At 75.0% G+C, this 15,695-nt stretch carries 10 protein-coding genes; 6 read left to right on the top strand and 4 right to left on the bottom strand.

Annotated elements, in window-relative coordinates; all coding sequences use genetic code 11:
- Positions 1–380 precede the first annotated feature (380 nt).
- Positions 381–1,370, top strand: a complete 990-nt coding sequence (locus WMF33_RS14440) for a DUF4123 domain-containing protein (RefSeq protein ID WP_437337677.1) — start codon at positions 381–383, stop codon at positions 1,368–1,370.
- Between the two features lie 22 nt (positions 1,371–1,392).
- Here the strand turns inward: WMF33_RS14440 and WMF33_RS14435 are convergent, their stop codons facing one another.
- Genes WMF33_RS14435 through xseA form a run of 3 tightly spaced genes read right to left on the bottom strand, consistent with a single transcriptional unit; the run spans position 1,393 to position 6,264 of the window.
- Positions 1,393–3,567, bottom strand: a complete 2,175-nt coding sequence (locus tag WMF33_RS14435; RefSeq protein ID WP_437337676.1) for an amylo-alpha-1,6-glucosidase — start codon at positions 3,565–3,567, stop codon at positions 1,393–1,395.
- The gene (locus WMF33_RS14430) at positions 3,564–4,550 is read right to left on the bottom strand and encodes a shikimate dehydrogenase family protein (RefSeq protein WP_437337675.1); all 987 of its coding nucleotides are present in this window, start codon (positions 4,548–4,550) and stop codon (positions 3,564–3,566) included. Before WMF33_RS14430 ends, WMF33_RS14435 begins: the two co-directional genes overlap by 4 nt.
- Positions 4,537–6,264, bottom strand: a complete 1,728-nt coding sequence (gene xseA, locus WMF33_RS14425) for an exodeoxyribonuclease VII large subunit (protein ID WP_437337674.1) — start codon at positions 6,262–6,264, stop codon at positions 4,537–4,539. The genes WMF33_RS14430 and xseA overlap by 14 nt, the downstream gene beginning before the upstream one ends.
- 842 nt (positions 6,265–7,106) lie before the next feature.
- On the opposite strand from xseA, the gene WMF33_RS14420 reads away from it, so the two are divergent.
- The 3 genes from WMF33_RS14420 (at position 7,107) to WMF33_RS14410 (ending at position 10,042) form a co-directional block, all read left to right on the top strand.
- The gene (locus tag WMF33_RS14420) at positions 7,107–8,120 is read left to right on the top strand and encodes an IMP dehydrogenase (protein WP_437337673.1); all 1,014 of its coding nucleotides are present in this window, start codon (positions 7,107–7,109) and stop codon (positions 8,118–8,120) included.
- 193 nt (positions 8,121–8,313) lie between these two features.
- Complete coding sequence (locus WMF33_RS14415) at positions 8,314–8,658, top strand: SCP2 sterol-binding domain-containing protein (RefSeq protein ID WP_020734935.1); 345 nt, start codon at positions 8,314–8,316, stop codon at positions 8,656–8,658.
- Positions 8,659–8,839: 181 nt separating this feature from the next.
- Positions 8,840–10,042, top strand: coding sequence for a CaiB/BaiF CoA transferase family protein (locus WMF33_RS14410; RefSeq protein WP_437337672.1), 1,203 nt, complete (start codon positions 8,840–8,842; stop codon positions 10,040–10,042).
- Between the two features lie 2 nt (positions 10,043–10,044).
- Here the strand turns inward: WMF33_RS14410 and WMF33_RS14405 are convergent, their stop codons facing one another.
- Positions 10,045–11,604 carry a hypothetical protein gene (locus WMF33_RS14405; protein ID WP_437337671.1) on the bottom strand — a complete coding sequence of 520 codons (1,560 nt, stop codon included), beginning with the start codon at positions 11,602–11,604 and terminating at the stop codon, positions 10,045–10,047.
- A gap of 141 nt (positions 11,605–11,745) precedes the next feature.
- Here WMF33_RS14405 and WMF33_RS14400 point away from each other — a divergent pair, with 141 nt between their 5' ends.
- Together WMF33_RS14400 and WMF33_RS14395 are read left to right on the top strand one after the other, a co-directional pair.
- Positions 11,746–14,598: a protein kinase domain-containing protein gene (locus tag WMF33_RS14400; RefSeq protein WP_437337670.1), complete on the top strand. Its 2,853-nt coding sequence runs from the start codon at positions 11,746–11,748 to the stop codon at positions 14,596–14,598.
- 70 nt (positions 14,599–14,668) lie between these two features.
- Positions 14,669–15,688, top strand: a complete 1,020-nt coding sequence (locus WMF33_RS14395; RefSeq protein ID WP_437337669.1) for a hypothetical protein — start codon at positions 14,669–14,671, stop codon at positions 15,686–15,688.
- Positions 15,689–15,695 lie beyond the last annotated feature (7 nt).

The following is a 15,695-nucleotide window of genomic DNA, read 5'->3' as shown; positions in this document are numbered from 1 at the left end:
CCGCCACCATCCATCCACGATGCTTCCCGCAGGGCGAACATGGCGAACATGACCGGCGCCGCCGCAACCAGCCTCTGCCACATCCCCTCGAGGCGCTCGGCGCGCGCGCGACGACCACCGCTGCAGGCCTCGACGACGAGGCTCGGGCGATCGACCTGGCCGCTCGAACCACGATTCCCCACGTTCGCTGTCTCGGGCGGCAAACAGCGGATCCGGACGTGGGATCCGCGCAGGCTGCCAGGATATGTGGGCAGCCTGGAAAGGCTGGCAGTCGTCCGATGGCCCCTCTCGTGGCTCCCGGCTTCGTGTGGATTTCCCGTCGATCGGTGTTCTAGGCTTACTCGCCGGCCTCATCGGCGCCTTGTGCGATGGAGACGACCATGAGCGAAGACCAGGAAGCCGGATTCGTCCTCCGGGTCATCTCGGGCCCCCTGGCCGGACAGACCGCGCACATCCCTGGCGACCGTCCGCTGCTCGTCGGCCGCGCGCCCGAATCGGATCTCTCCATCTCGAGCGACGGCGAGCTCTCTGCCCTGCATTTCTCGGTGGAGCAGATCGACGGCAGCTACCTGCTCCGCGACCTGGGGAGCCGCAACGGCACGCAGGTCAACCGCGAGCGCGCGCGCGAGGTGTCGCTCCGGGACGGCGACGAGATCCGCGCGGGGGCGACCCTGTTCGCGGTGGTTCGCCACGAGCCGAGCCGCCGCTATGCGCCGACCGAGCCGGCCCCGCCCTCGCGGCGGGCGCGGACCGAGCCGGTCCCGTCCTCGCGGCGGGCGCGGACCGAGCCGGTCCCGTCCTCGCGGCGGGCGCGGAGGACCGGGATCCCCACGACCGGCTCGCCGTTCACCGCGTCGGCGCGGGCGCGGCTGCGGGAGGAGCGCTCGCCGCTCTTCGCGGTGGTCGACGCCGCCCGCGATCCGCGCATCCGGCTGCTCCTCGGCGAGGCGGGCGAGCAGACCGCCTCGCTCTACACCGGCTTCCAGGGCGAGATCCTCGCGGACGTCGGCCCCACGCTCGTGCACCTCCCGCCGGGGTCGACCCTGCTCGACGCGCTCGTCGACTGCGGCTGGGGCGACAGCTGGGGCGTCTTCCTGACGAGCAACCGCCCGTTCGGCGACGTGCGGAAGCACCTCCGCCGCTTCCTCCTGGTCGAGAGCGGCACGGGCAAGCAGCAGTACTTCCGGTTCTACGACCCGCGCGTGCTCCGCGGCTTCTTGCCCACGTGCGGTCCGCGCAAGATCGAGGCGCTGTTCGAGGAGATCGAGGCCTTCGCGATGGAGGCCGAGGATCCGGGCAAGCTGCTGCGCTTCACCGCGCAGGGCGGTAAGGCGATCCGCGAGGAGGCGGCGCTCGAGCGAGGGAGCTGAGGGCGGCGGAGGCGCCGGGCGTTCAGCGCGGCGCGCCCCCGTCCTGAGCGGGCAGGTCCCAGGCGATCACGCGCAGGAGCTCCGCCACGCTGAACGCTTGAGCGAAGCTGCCGCCGGGGTGGTGCGGCGCCTCCCCGGACGCGACCTCGGGCACCTGGCCGAGCGCGATCTCGTTCGCGGCCGCCGACGTCACCAGCCTGTGGAGCAGCGGGATGACGTGCTCCCCGAGCGTGGAGAAGTGCCGGGCGGCGCGCGCGTAGAACCCGAGCAGAAACGGCCAGACCGTGCCCTGGTGATAGGCGGCGTCCCGCGCCTCGGGGCCCCCCTGGTACCGGGGCGCGTAGGCCGGATCGGCGGGCGAGAGCGTCCGCACGCCGGCGGGGGTCACGAGCTCCAGGCGGGCCCGCTCGAGCAGCGCCGAGGCCTGCTCCGGCGTGAAGCAGGCGGGATCCACGGCCACGGCGATCACCGCGTTGGGGCGGATCGACGCGTCGCGGAACGCGCCCTCCCCCTCCGCGTCCTCCGAGATGACGTCGTACGGGTAGCTGGTCTCCTCGCACCAGAAGCGGGCGGCGAAGCCCCGGCGCGCCGCGCTCGCGGCCGCCTCCGCGCGCTCCGCGAGGCGATCGTCGCCGGCGGCCCGCGCGAGGCGCGCGAGCGTCTCCGAGCCCTTCGCCCACAGCGCCGTGAGCTCGACCGGGCAGCCCGCGCGCGGGGTGACCGCGCGGCCCGCGACGCGCGCGTCCATCCACGTGAGCCCGTCGATCGCGCCCTCGCCGCGGCGGCCCGCGGCGAAGAGGCCGTCGGCCGTGACGTGGATGCCGTTGCGGGTCCCGCGCAGGGCGGCCTCGAAGGCGTCGCGGAGCGCGGCGAGCAGCTCGCCCGTGACGAACGGGTGCGCGTCGCCGATCGCGTCGGCGAGCAGGCGGGCCGCCTCGAACAGCCAGAGCGTGGCGTCCGCCGCGTGGAAATCCGGGGGCTCGCCCGCGTCGGGGAGCCGGTTCGGCACGAGGCCGTCCTGCATGGAGTCGATGATGGCGCGGAGGACGCGGATCGCCCCCTCGGTCTTGCGCGGCACGAGGTAGAGGCCGGGCAGGGAGATGAGCGCGTCGCGGCCCCACACCTCGAACCACGGGTAGCCCGCGATGACGCCGGGCCGCGCGGCCGCGTCGGCGCGGAACGCCTCGGCGGCGATGCAGAGCCGCCGCTCCAGGAGCGGCCGCCGGGGGCCCGGGTCCTCGGCGCGGATCGCCGCGCTCGCCGCGGCGAGCAGGTTCTCCGGCTCGTCCTCGGGCAGCGCGCCCACCGCCACGAGCAGGTGCACGGGCTCGGGGCCGATCACCGTCTCGAAGTGGCCCGGCGTCCAGAGGTCCTCGAGGAAATCGAGGCCGCGATCCTGCTCGCCGAGGTACTCGAAGCGGCGCCACCAGTCCTGCGAGCCGACGAACGTGCCCTGGTAGCGGAAGCAGATCCGCGGCAGCGCGCGGTTCGGCTGCACCCGGACCTCGCCGATCGAGGGGCTGTGTCGCCCCGCGCCGGCCTCGCCGCGCGCGGCGCCGGCGCGCAGCTCGACCTTCTGGGAGATGCCGCCGTTCTCGCGGAGCAGCTGGTGCATGTGGCGCGCGGCGAGGAGCGGGCGCAGCGTCAGCATCACCGGATCCGCCCCGCTCCAGGCGTAGCGCAGGACGGCGGCGTTCTCGCCGCGCACGAGGCCGAGCGTCACCTCGAGCTCGCCGCCCGGGAGGGCGTACGCCCAGCGCGGGAGCGGATCTTGATCGAAGCGCTCGAGGTAGAACGAGCCGTTCTCCGGGTCGATGCCCGGGAACTGGTGCTTGGCGAGGTCCCACCGCGGCCACGCCGCACGGCGCTCGGTCGGGGCGCCCTGCTGCCGGATCGGGCGGACGCTGGCGTCGACGTGCGAGAGCATCACATGCCGGCGCCGCGGCGGGTCGAGCGCCGCGACGAGCAGCCCGTGGTAGCGGCGCGTGTGCATGCCGGCGATCGTCGAGCTCGCGTAGGCGCCCGCCCCGTTCGTGTGCAGCCACTCCTTGCGCGCGATCGAGAGCTGGCCGCGCACCTCGACGTGGGGCCAGGGCGACGCGTGCTCCAGCGCGGCGCCGTGGGCGCGCGAGGCCGCGGGCGCGGACGAGAAGGCTTCGTGAGGCGGAGCGTACCTCCGGGATCCGTCAGAGCTCATCGACCGCCGGTGGCCTTCCTGAGCGAGTCCTCGGCGGCGGCGCGCATCACCTCGACCGGCGCCGGGAGGCCGGTCCAGAGCGTGAAGGACTGCGCCGCCTGGCCGACCAGCATGCCGAGCCCGTCGGACGCGCGGAGCCCTCGCTCGCGCGCCATGCGGAGGAACGGCGTCACCGGCGGGTTGTAGACGACGTCGTAGAGGCAGGCGCTCGGCGAGAGCGAGTCCCACGGGATGATGCGGGTGACCTCGTCGCCCGGCGGCCCCCCGAGCATGCCGGCGCTCGTGGCCTGGATGATCAGGTCGGCGGCGACGGCGAACTCGCTCCAGTTGAGCCGCAGCGCCACCGAGGACTTGCTGCTGATCGACCGCTCGGTCGGGATCGGCCAGGGCGCCGTGAGCGCGCCGAGCTCGGACGCGCGCTGCCCCGCGGGCGACTCCAGCATCTCCTCGGTGCTCGTCCACGACCGGGTGGTCACGCTGATGAGGTGGTAGCCGAGCATCTTGCAGGCGGCGATCGCCGCGAACGCCGCGCCGCCCGCCCCGATGATCAGCGCGCGCTGGCGCGGGCTCGAGAGCGCGCCGCCTCGCCCCGCCGGATCGTCGCCCTGGGGCGGGGCGGATCGCAGGAGCAGGTCGAGCTCGTCGCGGAGCGCGATCACGTCGGTGTTGTGCGCGGCCACGCGCCGCGGCTCGGCCGCGCAGAGGACGTTCGCGACGCCGACGTCGGCCGCGCTCGAGTCCACGTCGTCGACCATCGACATGATCGCGCGCTTGTGCGGGATGGTGACGTTCGCGCCCGCGATGAGGCCGCTCCGGATGTCGCTGACGAAGCGCGCGAGCTCCGCGCCGGTGGGCACGTCGAACGCGCTGTAGATGTGGGGCAGCTGGTGGGCCCGAAACGCGGCCGAGTGCATGGCCGGCGAGACCGAGTGGCCCACCGGGTGCCCGACCAGACCGAACATTCGCCGCTCAGGGTTCGACATGACGCCTCTCCTCCGGGCCGGCCTCCGCTCCGCCCTGCCCCGCCGAGACCTGGCCCGAGGCGCCCGCGCGACCGAAGGCCGGGGCGCGCTCGTCGGCCGCGAAGCCGAGCCCGAGCTGCTCGCACGCGGGCGCGCCGGGCTGCGCCCTGCGCCTCGGCGCGCGGCCGGCCGCCGGGGCGCGCGGCCCGCCGCTCTGGCGCGCGGGCGGGGCGGGCGCCGCCGCCTCGGCCGGCGCGGGCGCCGCCGGCGCCGGGGGCGCGCCGCGCTCGACGAGCGGCTCGTCCGGCCCCGCGGTGGCCACGACCCGCGCGAGCAGCGCGCCGTGGTGCACGCGCACCGTAATGGGATCGCCCGGCGCGACCTCGCGGTGATCGCGGACCGCGCGGCCCGACGGGTCGGTCGCGATGGCGTAGCCGCGCGCGAGCACGCGGAGCGGCGACATCGCCTCGAGCCGGGCGACGTCGCTCGCGAAGCCCTCCCGGAGCAGGGCGACGTGGCGGCGCGCGGCGGCGGACAGGCGCACCGACAGCGGCCTGAGCGCGCCGCGCGCGCCGGCGAGCACCGCGCGCGGGTGGCGCGCGGCGAGCCTGCGCTCGAGGCGCTGGAGCCCGGCGCGGTCCTCCACGAGGATCCGCTCCATCCGGCGCCGGAGCCTCGCGACGGCGTCGTCGATCCGCTGCTGCGGCTCGGCCAGGATCTGCGCGGGCGAGCCGAGGCGGGCGCGCTGCCGGTCGACGTCGGCCCGCGCTGCCCTGAGCCGGTGGGCGATCGCGCGGCGCATGCGGGCCTCGAGGTGCTCCAGCGCCGCGCGGCGCGCGGCCGCGTCCGCGACGAGCATCTCCGCCGCCTGCGACGGGGTGGCGGCGCGCGCGTCGGCGGCGAGGTCGGTCAGCGCGACGTCGATCTCGTGCCCGACCGCGCTCACGATCGGCACGCGCGCTGCCGCCACCTTCCGGACGACGATCTCCTCGTTGAACGCGCTGAGGTCGTCGGCCGAGCCGCCCCCGCGCCCCACGATGATCACCTCGATGCCCGGGAACTCCTCGAGCAGCGCGATCGCGCGGACGATCCGCTGCCCCGCGCCGGCGCCCTGCACCGGCGTGCGCGCGAGGATCAGCCGGGCGCCGCCGCGGCGGAACGCGACGGTCACGATGTCGTGGATCGCCGCCCCGTCGCCGCTCGTGACGACGCCGATGATCTGCGGATCGACCGGCAGCTTGCGCTTGCGCTCCGGCGCGAAGAGCCCCTCGGCGGCGAGCTTCTCCTTGAGGCGGAAGAGCGCCTCGAGGAGCGCGCCGCGGCCGGCGAGGCGCGCGTCGTCCGCGCAGAACTGGAGCCGGCCGCGCGGCACGTAGACCGTGGCGCGGCCCGTGAGCACGACGCGGGCGCCGTCGGCGAGCAGCTTGCGCGCGCGCGGCGCGGCGGTCCGGTACATCACGCAGTCGATCGCCGCCTCCTCGCTCTCGTCCTTGAGCGTGAAGTAGGCGTGGCCGCTGCCCACGACGCGCAGGCCCGAGATCTCGCCCTCGACGCGCACGTCGGCCGTCGAGCCCTCGAGGATCCGCTTCAGCCGGCGATCCAGCTCCGCGACCGAGACCACCTCCGGCTCGGCGCCCCTCTGCCGGCGCGAGGTCGGCGGGCTCGTGAGCTCGCGAGGCTCGGCGGCGGGAGGGGCCGCAAACGAGAGCTCGGGCGGGATATCGCGGCGCTGCACAGGGCAGACCTACCCTTTTGCTCGGCCTGGGGAAAGACTCTCGCGGGCCTGATCCCGCGTCGGGCCGCGACGAAGAACGCGCGGCTCCAGGTGGAGCACCCCACCGCCGAGTGGACGACCGGCGTCTGGATCGCGCGGCGTCATCCCGCGCGTACGGCCGGCTGCTGCCGAGCACGCCGTCGCGGGCATCCGGAAGAGCCTCGCCTTTGGCGGGATCTCCTCTCGCGCCCTGAGTTCCAGGCCGCGCCGGCGACGCGGTCTCCGCCGACGAGCCCCCGCGGAGCGCTGCGGCGACCGCCGCGGAGCGCTGCGGCGACCACCGCCGTACCGTGAGGACGAGGCCTCGCTCGTCGCCGCGCTCGCCGTCGGGGCTGCAGGCCGAGCCCCCGCCTGCTCGCCCAGCGGCCCTCGATCTGCTTCACCGCGAGCGTCGCGGCCTGCTTCACCGCGACGCTCGCGGCGCGTCGCCCATCACGTTCAGGCGAAGCCCGCGCGGGAGCCCTGCGATGCCTCCCGCCCGTCAGGCGGGGCCGGGGCCCTGCGACCGGAGCGCAGCCTGCGGCGCCTTCCCGGCGCCGCCCCGCGCCGGTGCCCCCGGCCGACGCGCCGCCTACGCGGCGCGTCGCACCAAAGTCTCTCTCGCTCCGGCCCCGCTCGATGCTATTCTACGCCGAACTTTCGGCTGGGGTGGAGGTGCGATGGGACGCGAGGCGAAGGGCCAGAAGGACCCTCTTGGGTCCGTCGCCACGCTCCCACCGATCGAGGCCCGCGCGCAAGAGCCTCCGCCTGCCACGGGCTGGCCGTCCGCTCCGCTCGCGGGCCAGCCAGCAAGCGATGAGGCCGTGACGCCTCCCCCCGAGCCGCGGTGGTTCGACGCCACCGCCCCCGAGCTCTCGCCGGCGCGGGGCGCAGGCGCACGACGGCTCTGGTCGATCCCGCTCCTCGTGGCCGCGCTCGTGCTGGTCGCGACCGCGCGCAGCGTGACGGTCCGCGCGCTCCTGCCGGTCGCGCTCGTCGCGGCGGCGGGCGCGTTGCTCGCGCGGGGGCGACGGCACCTCCTGCCGGCGGCGCAGGCGAGCCGGCGCGGGCTGAGCCTCGACGGCGACCGGCTGCTCCTCCGCGGCAAGGGCGGCGCCGGGGAGCACGTGCTGCTCACGACCCGCGAGCGGTTCGGCGTGACGCTCCTCGCGACGCCGCGCCGCGATCGCATCGTCGCCCTGCTCACCTCCAGCGCCGGGATGTCCTCCGTCGGGGCCAGCTTCGACGGCCCCGCGCGCCGCGCCTTCGCCGCGCTGCTCGACCGCGCGTCCGTCGTGGGCTCCGACGAGGTCGGGCTCGAGGCGATCGGCCCGGACGGCGAGCCGATCTCGCTCGGCCCCGCGGTGCTCGCCGCGCTCCTCGAGGAGCTCACGGAGCGCTCGCCCGGGTGCCTCGATCGCTTCCTCCTGACCGACGCGCGCGGCGCGGCGCTCAGCCTCGACAGCCGGGAGCTCCGCGCCGGCGGCCGCGTCTTCGATCTGACCGCGCCGCTCGAGTGGCGCGCGTTCGTCTTCCAGGAGGCGCTCGGCCAAGCGGTCGCGGTGTACCAGGGGACGTGGGTGCGCCAGGGCACGAGCGAGATCTTCCTCGTCTGCTTGCTCCCTGCCATGACGCCGTCGCTCGACGGGCTGGGCGCGTCGCCCGGCCCGCTCGATCGCGGCGCGCTCCGCGATCTCCGGCTCATGCAGGGCGCCCCGGAGAGCCCGCCGCCCGCCGAGCAGCGCGTCGCCATCGATCGCCTGCTGATGGTCCCGATCCGCTCCGCGCTGGACAAAGCGCCCCGGCCCGCCGCGCAGACGCACCGCGCGCGCGCATGAGAGCGGCGCCAGGCGCGCCCTGACGGCGCGTACGGCGCGATGGACACGGCGTGCGTGCCGCGTCCCAACGTCCCGATGCGAGCGCGCCAGAGCGTCGGCCTTCGCTTGACGCGCGCGTGCGGGCACGGGTAAACCGCGCACGGTACCTAGACGTTCACGTCACCACGTCCCCTACGAGATCCGGAGGCGATCCATGGCCGTCGATATCCAGAGACTGTTCAACGAAGAGCTCCCTGCTGCCCTGGCGAAGCATTCCGACGCGGCCAAGCAGATCGGCGGGAAGTACCAGATCAACGTGACCGGCGAGGGCGGCGGCGAGTGGCTGATCGACCTGTCCGACACCGGGCCGAAGCTCGCTTCGGGCAACCCGGGCGGCGCGGACGTCACGATCTCGCTCACCAGCGAGGACTTCCAGAAGCTGTACGAGAACCCGCAGGCCAACTCGATGCAGCTCTACTTCGCGGGCAAGCTGAAGGTCGCGGGCAACCAGATGCTCGCGATGAAGCTCCCGAAGCTGTTCCAGCTCAGCGCCGGCTGATCCCGGCGCCGGAGGCGCCCCGACTCCCCGGCGCCGCCGACGAGCCTCTCTCGGATCGCAGCCCTGCGATCACCTCTCTGATCTCTCGGAGCCCGCTTCACGCCGCGCGCGCACGCGACCGGCGTCCCTTCTCTTCCCCCTCGATCGTCGACCCGCCTCGCGCAACGACAGGGAGGCCCCCATGCGCCCGCTCACCGATACGCGCATCCTCGATCTCTCGAGGCTCCTGCCGGGCCCCTTCGCGACCCTGGTCCTGGCGGATCTCGGGGCGACGGTGGACAAGATCGAGGACGTCGCCGGCGGCGACCTCCTGCGCGGGCTCCCCCCGCAGATCGCCGGTGAATCCGCGGCGTTCCAGCTCTTGAACCGCGGCAAGCGCAGCGCCCTGCTCGATCTGAAGAAGCCCGAGGGGCGCGACGCCTTCCGCCGGCTCGCCGCCACGTACGACGTGCTCTTCGATCAGTTCCGCCCGGGCGTGCTCGAGCGGCTCGGGCTCGGCCACGCGGCGCTCCGCGCGGACAACCCGCGGCTCATCGTCTGCGCGCTGACCGGCTACGGCCAGACGGGCAGCCTGTCGGCGCGCGCGGGGCACGATCTGAACTACGTCGCGCGCGCGGGCGTCCTCGGCGCCCAGGGGCCCGCCGAGGGTCCGCCGCAGGTGCCGGGCTCCCAGGTCGCCGACGTGAGCGGCGGGATGTGGTGCGCGATCGCCATCCTCGCCGCGCTGCGTGAGCGGGACCGGACCGGGCGGGGCGCGGTGCTGGACATCGCCATGACCGACGGCGTGCTCGGCTTCGCCCTCCCCACGCTCGCCGCGGCGCTCGCGGGCGGCGACCCGGCGCTCCGCGGGCAGGACGCCGCGGAGGGCGCGCGCGCGGCGGGCGACGCGCCGCTCACCGGGGGGCTCGCGCCGTACAACACCTACCTCTCGAAGGACGGTCACGCGATGGCGCTCGCCGCGCTGGAGCCGAAGTTCTGGCGCGCGTTCTGCGAGGGCGCCGGGATCGAGCCCGATCCGAGCGCCCTCGTCCCCGGACCGCACCAGGCCGGGCTCAAGCGCGAGCTCGCCGCGGTCTTCCGGCAGAGGACGCGCGCGGAGTGGGAGGCGCTCGCCGCCGAGCGCGACTGCTGCCTCGAGCCGGTGCTCGATCCGCGGAGCGCCCCGTCCGATCCCCACCTCGCGTCGCGCGATCTCCTGTTCGAGATCGCCTCGCCGCGCGGCCCTGTCCCGCAGCTCAGGACGCCCGTCACGCCGGCGGGCGCCGCGTTCGCGCCGGCGCCTCGCGCCGGGGAGCACACGCGCGCCGTGCTGCGCGACGCGGGCTTCTCGGACGGGGAGATCGACGCGCTGGTCCGCGCCGGCGCGGCGCGCGAGGCGGGCTGACGTCAGATCTTCTTCAGCTCGTCCACGAACTCCCAGTCGGCGATGAGGTGCTTCTTCAGCAGCAGCGACAGGAGCGCGGCGAACATCGCCTCCCAGCGCACGTTGTTGCCGAGGATCTCGCTCGCGTCGGCGCCGTGCGAGACGGCGCGGAGCGCGGAGACGAGATCGCGCGCGGTGAGGCCCGGATCGTCCGCGGCGGGCGCCGGCGGCGGCTCGGACTGGGCCGCCGCCCGCGCCGGGGCCGGCTGCTGCCGCTGCTGCTGCTGCTGCTGGGACTTGGTCCCGCGCGCGGGGAGCGTGATCGTCGTCCCGTCGAGGAGCGTGAGCGACACCATCCGCCGGCGACCGCGGCCTTGCGGCGCGGGGATGTTGCGCACCTCGCGCTCGCTCGGGGGCTCGTCGCCGTAGTCCGGGGCGCTCTCCGCGGCGGTGCGCGCGGCGCTCTCTGGAGCGCTGCGCGCGGCGGTCTCCGCGGCGGCGCGCGCGGCGCTGGCGCGCCCGAGCACGGCGCCGAGGAGCGCGGCGGCCGGCGTGCTCGACGTGGGCGGCGCCTCCGTGCTGGGCGCGGCCTCACTGGCGGGCGGCGTCAGCGGCCCCGGCGCCGAGCTCGGGCGCAGCGTCTTCCGGCGCTCCGACGGCGCGGCCTGCGCCGGCTGCGCCGGCTGCGCGGATTGCGCTGATTGCGCGGCCTGCGCCGCCGCGAGCAGCTCGGGCGACGGCGCGACCTTCAGCGTCGGACGCGAGCGCTGCTCGTCAGGACGCCCGCGGATCTGCCGCTCCTCCGGCCGCCCGCGCGCCTCCCGCTCCGCCGGCCGCGCCGCGGGGCGCGGCGCCTCCCAGGCGAGCTCGTCGTCGATGACGCCCATGTCGCTGGCGTCGACCTCGGAGGTCTCGATCGCCGGCACCGCGTCGTCGACCAGCCGGGCGCCGGAGCGGAGCGCAGGCCGCGTCAGCAGCAAGGGCTCCGGCGTCGACGAGACCTCCTCCGAGTGCCTGGCGGTCTCCGGCGCGCCGAGCTCGGAGGACGGCGGCGGATCGACCGGGCGCGCCCGCGACTGCGGCTCGGTCGCCTGGGCCCGCTGCGCGGGCGCCGGCGGCGGCGCGGAGCGAGCGCGCGCCCCGTAATAGACCCGGATCGCGTTCCGGATGTCGCTCGGCGGCGCGATCATCGCGCGCACCGGCAAGCCCGAGAACGCCATGCACTCCTTCATGCCGTCCTCGTTCGTCGGATCGTCCATCGCGACGTAGAGCGTCTCGCCCTGGTTGCGGACGTGGCGGACGTAGATCGGCACGAGGCAGTAACGCTCGGCCACGTCGTGCGGGACGAGGTTGAGCAGCTGCCGCGAGAACTCGATGTGCAGCAGCGACACCCAGGGAACAGCGAGCTGGTGCGATAGGATCTGCGTCAGCTGGGTTTCGTTGATGAGACCTTGCTCGACGAGGAGCGTCCCCAACCGCCGGCCGTCCGTGCGCTGCAGCTCCAGGGTCCTCTCGAGGGCGTCCTGGGTGATCATCCGCGCGTCGACCAGGAGCTGACCGAGACGTAGGCGAGGCGTAACCATCGCGCCCGAGGTTACCCCAAGTGGGATCCAGGACCTAACAGACGGCAGGACGAGCCCCCCTGCCCCCCTCCGGCCGAGGCCCCGGGGGCCCAGGGAGACCTCGACTCCAATCGCTATCCCGAACGTGGTAAGGTCCCGCGCGTGTCCACAGTGGTCTGCCCGCAATGCGCGAATCCGTGCGAGCAGGCGCACAAATTCTGCCCGGTGTGCGGTTTCCCCATCTCGGAGTTCAACCGGACCTCCGACGACCCGCTGATCGGGACGACGCTCCCGGGCAACTACGTGATCCTGGAGCTCGTCGGCGTGGGCGGCATGGGCCGCGTGTACAGGGCCGAGCAGAAGGCCCTGGGGCGCACCGTGGCCGTCAAGATCATCCACCCCCACCTGCTCGGGGACGAGAGCGCGTCGGTCCGGTTCATCACCGAGGCGCGCGCCGCGAGCCGCCTGAACCACCCGAACTCGGTCGGGGTCATCGACTTCGGCAAGAACGGCGGGCAACTCTACCTCGTCATGGAGTTCCTGCGCGGGCGCGACCTCGCCCGCGTCGTCTACGAGGACGGCCCGCTCCCCTTCCGCCGCATCGTCGACATCCTCTGCCAGGTGCTCGCGGCGCTCGCCGAGGCGCACCACCTCGGCATCATCCACCGCGATCTCAAGCCCGAGAACATCGTGCTCGAGCCGATGCGCTCGGGCGGCGACTTCGTGAAGGTCGTCGACTTCGGCCTCGCGAAGATGAAGGCGGAGGTCGCGACGACGAACATCACGAGCCCCGGCATCGTCTGCGGGACCCCGGACTACATGGCCCCCGAGCAGGGGCGCGGCGATCCGATCGACGCGCGGAGCGACCTCTACGCGTGCGGCGTCATCCTGTTCCAGCTGCTCACCGGCCGGCTCCCCTTCGAGGCCGAGTCGCCGACGCAGGTCGTGCTGATGCACCTCTCCTTGCCGCCGCCCGACCCGGCCCTGGTCGCGCCGGAGCGCGAGATCCCCGAGCCGCTCGTCGAGGTCACGCTGCGGGCGCTCGAGAAGGACGCGGCGCGGCGCTACCAGACCGCCGACGAGTTCTCGGCCGCGCTGCGCGCGGCGGTCGGGACGTTCGACACGCCCTCCGGCCGCTTCTCGTTCGCCGAGGCGACCGTCATCTGCGCCTCGTGCCGCGCGATCGTGCCGCGCGGCCAGAAGTTCTGCGGCGAGTGCGGCGCCAGGATCGCGCAGGCCCACGCGCCCGCTCCGGCGCCGCGCGCCGCGCCGGGCGCGGCGCCCCAGGCCGCGCGGCGCGATCGCGCGACGTCGGCCCCCCCGCTCCCGCTGCCGTTCGCGGCGCGCGAGGAGGACCTCGCGTGGCTCGACGCCTGCCTCGCCGAGGTCGAGGGCTCGGTCGTCGCCGCGCGCATCGTCGGCGAGCACGGCGTCGGCAAGACCCGGCTCCTCCGCGAGTTCCTCGACGTCGCCGCGAGCCGGGGCGACATCGTGATACAGACCGGCCCGGACCCGTGGGGCGCCGAGGTCGGCTACTACGCGCTCCGCTGGGCGATCGCCGGGCTCGCCGAGCTGCCGCACGACGGCGGCAACGCGTCGAACTGGAACGGCGCGACGCCGGAGGCGCGGCGCGGGCTGCTCGAGATCTTCGGCAAGGGCGACCGCGCGGCCGACGTGCGCAGGCACGCCTGGAACAAGCCGGCCGCGGGCGGCCTGTCGCCCGACGATCGGCGCTTCATCGCCGCGGAGGCGCTGCGCTGGGCGCTCTCGCGCGCGCAGCAGTCCGCCTTCCCGCACCGGGTCCTGCTCGCGATCGACGACCTGCACGCCGTCGACGGCGCGAGCCGGAACGCGTTCGCCGACGTGATCGCGGAGCCGCCGCTCGCGGCGCTGCTCATCGTCGCGAGCCACACCCCCGGCTTCGAGCCGGGGTGGGGCGGGGCCGTGCGCGCGCTCGGCGGCCTGCCGAAGGACATCGCGCTCTCGCTCCTCCGGAGCAGCGTGAGCCTCGATCACCGCGCCGCCCGCAAGACGCCGCAGAGCACGGGCGGGGCGCGGCTGTCGCCGCGGCGCGATCCCTCGGACGGCGCCACCGCCGATCACGTCGCGCTGGGCCTGCCGCCGAGCGCGGCGACCCCGGCCGGCCTCGGCGGCGACGCCGCGACGGTGCCGCCGCTCTACATCGACCAGCTGGTCCGCTACACCCTCGAGGGCGGCAGCGATCCGCCCGCGCGCATGGCCGACCTGGTCGCCGCGCGCATCGAGCGGCTGCAGCAGGACGCGCGCCGCACGCTGCAGGCGCTCGCGGTCATCGGGGACGCGGCGGACCGGGCCACGCTGCAGCGCCTCTTGCCGGACATCCGCGCCTTCGACGAGCTGCTCAACAAGCTCGCGGCGGCGGGCATGATCGAGGAGCACTCGAGCGGCATCCGCACCGCGCACCCGCTGCTCCGCGACGTGACGCTCGCGACGATCCCGGCCGGCGTCCGGCGCGACCTGCACGCCAAGGCGACGTTCGACAGCGCGGGCGATCCGCTCGCGCTGCCGCTCGAGGTGCAGGCGATCCACGCCTACCACGCGCAGAACGCGTTCGTCGCGCTGATGCTGCTCGAGCAGGCGGCGGATCGGTCGGCCGCGCGCGGGGACACGGCCGGCAGCGTGCTCGCGCTGCGCCGCGGCCTCGACCTGGCGCGGCGCGAGATCTTCCGCGGCGAGCTCGACGATCCGGTGCGCGCCGTCCTCATCTTCAGCCGCAAGCTCGGCGAGGCGCTCGCGCGCGCCGGCGATCTCACCGACGCCGACGGCGTGCTGCGCGAGGCGCTCGACCTCGCCGGCCCCGGCGGCCCCGACCGCGCGCTCGTCCTGGGCGCGCTCGCGCACGTGGCGCACCAGCGCGAGCGCACCAGCGAGGCGTCGATGTACCTCCGCGAGGCGATGGACCTCGCCCGGCAGAGCGCCGACAGCGACGTGGTGCAGTCGCTCGACAAGATGCGCCGCGAGTGGATGGCGCGCTGAGCGAGAGATGGTGAGCGGCGAGGAGCGAGCGCAAGGGCCCCGGACTCCGGCGAACGCAGCGGCGCCTGCGGTGCGCGCGCCGTTCATCGCGCGGTGGGACCTCGACAAGACCTACCTCAGGACGGACTTCGACACGCTGCGCGATCTCGTGCGGACCGCGATCGAGCGGCCCGACCAGAAGCGCACCGTGCCGGGGGCCGGGTCGCTCCTGCGCGAGCTCGGCCGCGCGGGCGTCGAGACGCACATCCTCTCGGGCAGCCCGGAGCAGCTCCGCTCCCGCATCGAGCAGAAGCTGCGGCTCGACGGCGCGCGGTGGGCGTCGCTCACGCTGAAGCCCAACCTGCAGAACATCCTCCGGCTGCGCTTCCGCGCGCTGCGCGGCCAGCTCGGCTACAAGCTGCCCGCGCTGCTCCAGCGGCGCTGCGAGCTCCCGACCCAGCGCGACGCGAGCGGCGCGCTGATCCGCGAGGTGCTCCTCGGCGACGACGCCGAGGCCGACGCGTTCGTCTACTCGCTGTACGCCGACGTCTGCGAGGGGCGGGTCACCCCGCTGGAGCTCGGCGAGGTGATGCGGCTCGGCCACGCCTACGACGACACCATCCTCGACGCGCTCCGGTTCGCGAGCTACGTCGAGAAGGGCCCCGTCGTCGAGCGCATCCTGATCCACCTCGATCGGCAGTCATCTCCGTCGGATTTCCGGATCTTCGGCGACCGGGTCGTCCCCTTCTACAACTACCTGCAGGCGGCCTTCGTGCTCCACGAGGACGGGCGGATCGCCGCGCACGCCGTGCTCCGCGTCGCGCAGGACCTGGTCGTCGCGCACAACTTCGACAGCGTCGCGCTCGCGCGGAGCTACGTCGACCTGTCCCGCCGCGGGCACGTCTCGGGCAAGGGCATCGCGTCCCTCGAGGCCGCCTACGGCGAGCTCGCGCAGCGCAGGGCCGCGGGCGCGAGCGACCTCGGCGCGATGATCGCGGAGCTCACGCGGCTCTGCAGCGACCTGCGCCCCGCCGTGAGCCGGCCGCACGCGGCCATCGACTACCGCGCGCTCGCCGCCGGCCACAACCGCCGCTCGAAGCGCGGCCGCTGACCGCTCG

The organism is Sorangium sp. So ce394, from assembly GCF_051474665.1.
In the GTDB taxonomy this organism is placed as follows: Bacteria; Myxococcota_A; Polyangia; order Polyangiales; family Polyangiaceae; genus Sorangium; species Sorangium cellulosum_D.
This window is presented reverse-complemented; position numbering and strand designations above follow the sequence as displayed.

Coding starts and splice junctions, on each gene's coding strand:
- WMF33_RS14440 (WP_437337677.1), top strand. CDS start 381: ATGAGCGAAGACCAGGAAGCCGGATTCGTCCTCCGGGTCATCTCGGGC.
- WMF33_RS14435 (WP_437337676.1), bottom strand. CDS start 3,567: ATGAGCTCTGACGGATCCCGGAGGTACGCTCCGCCTCACGAAGCCTTC.
- WMF33_RS14430 (WP_437337675.1), bottom strand. CDS start 4,550: ATGTCGAACCCTGAGCGGCGAATGTTCGGTCTGGTCGGGCACCCGGTG.
- WMF33_RS14415 (WP_020734935.1), top strand. CDS start 8,314: ATGGCCGTCGATATCCAGAGACTGTTCAACGAAGAGCTCCCTGCTGCC.
- WMF33_RS14410 (WP_437337672.1), top strand. CDS start 8,840: ATGCGCCCGCTCACCGATACGCGCATCCTCGATCTCTCGAGGCTCCTG.
- WMF33_RS14405 (WP_437337671.1), bottom strand. CDS start 11,604: ATGGTTACGCCTCGCCTACGTCTCGGTCAGCTCCTGGTCGACGCGCGG.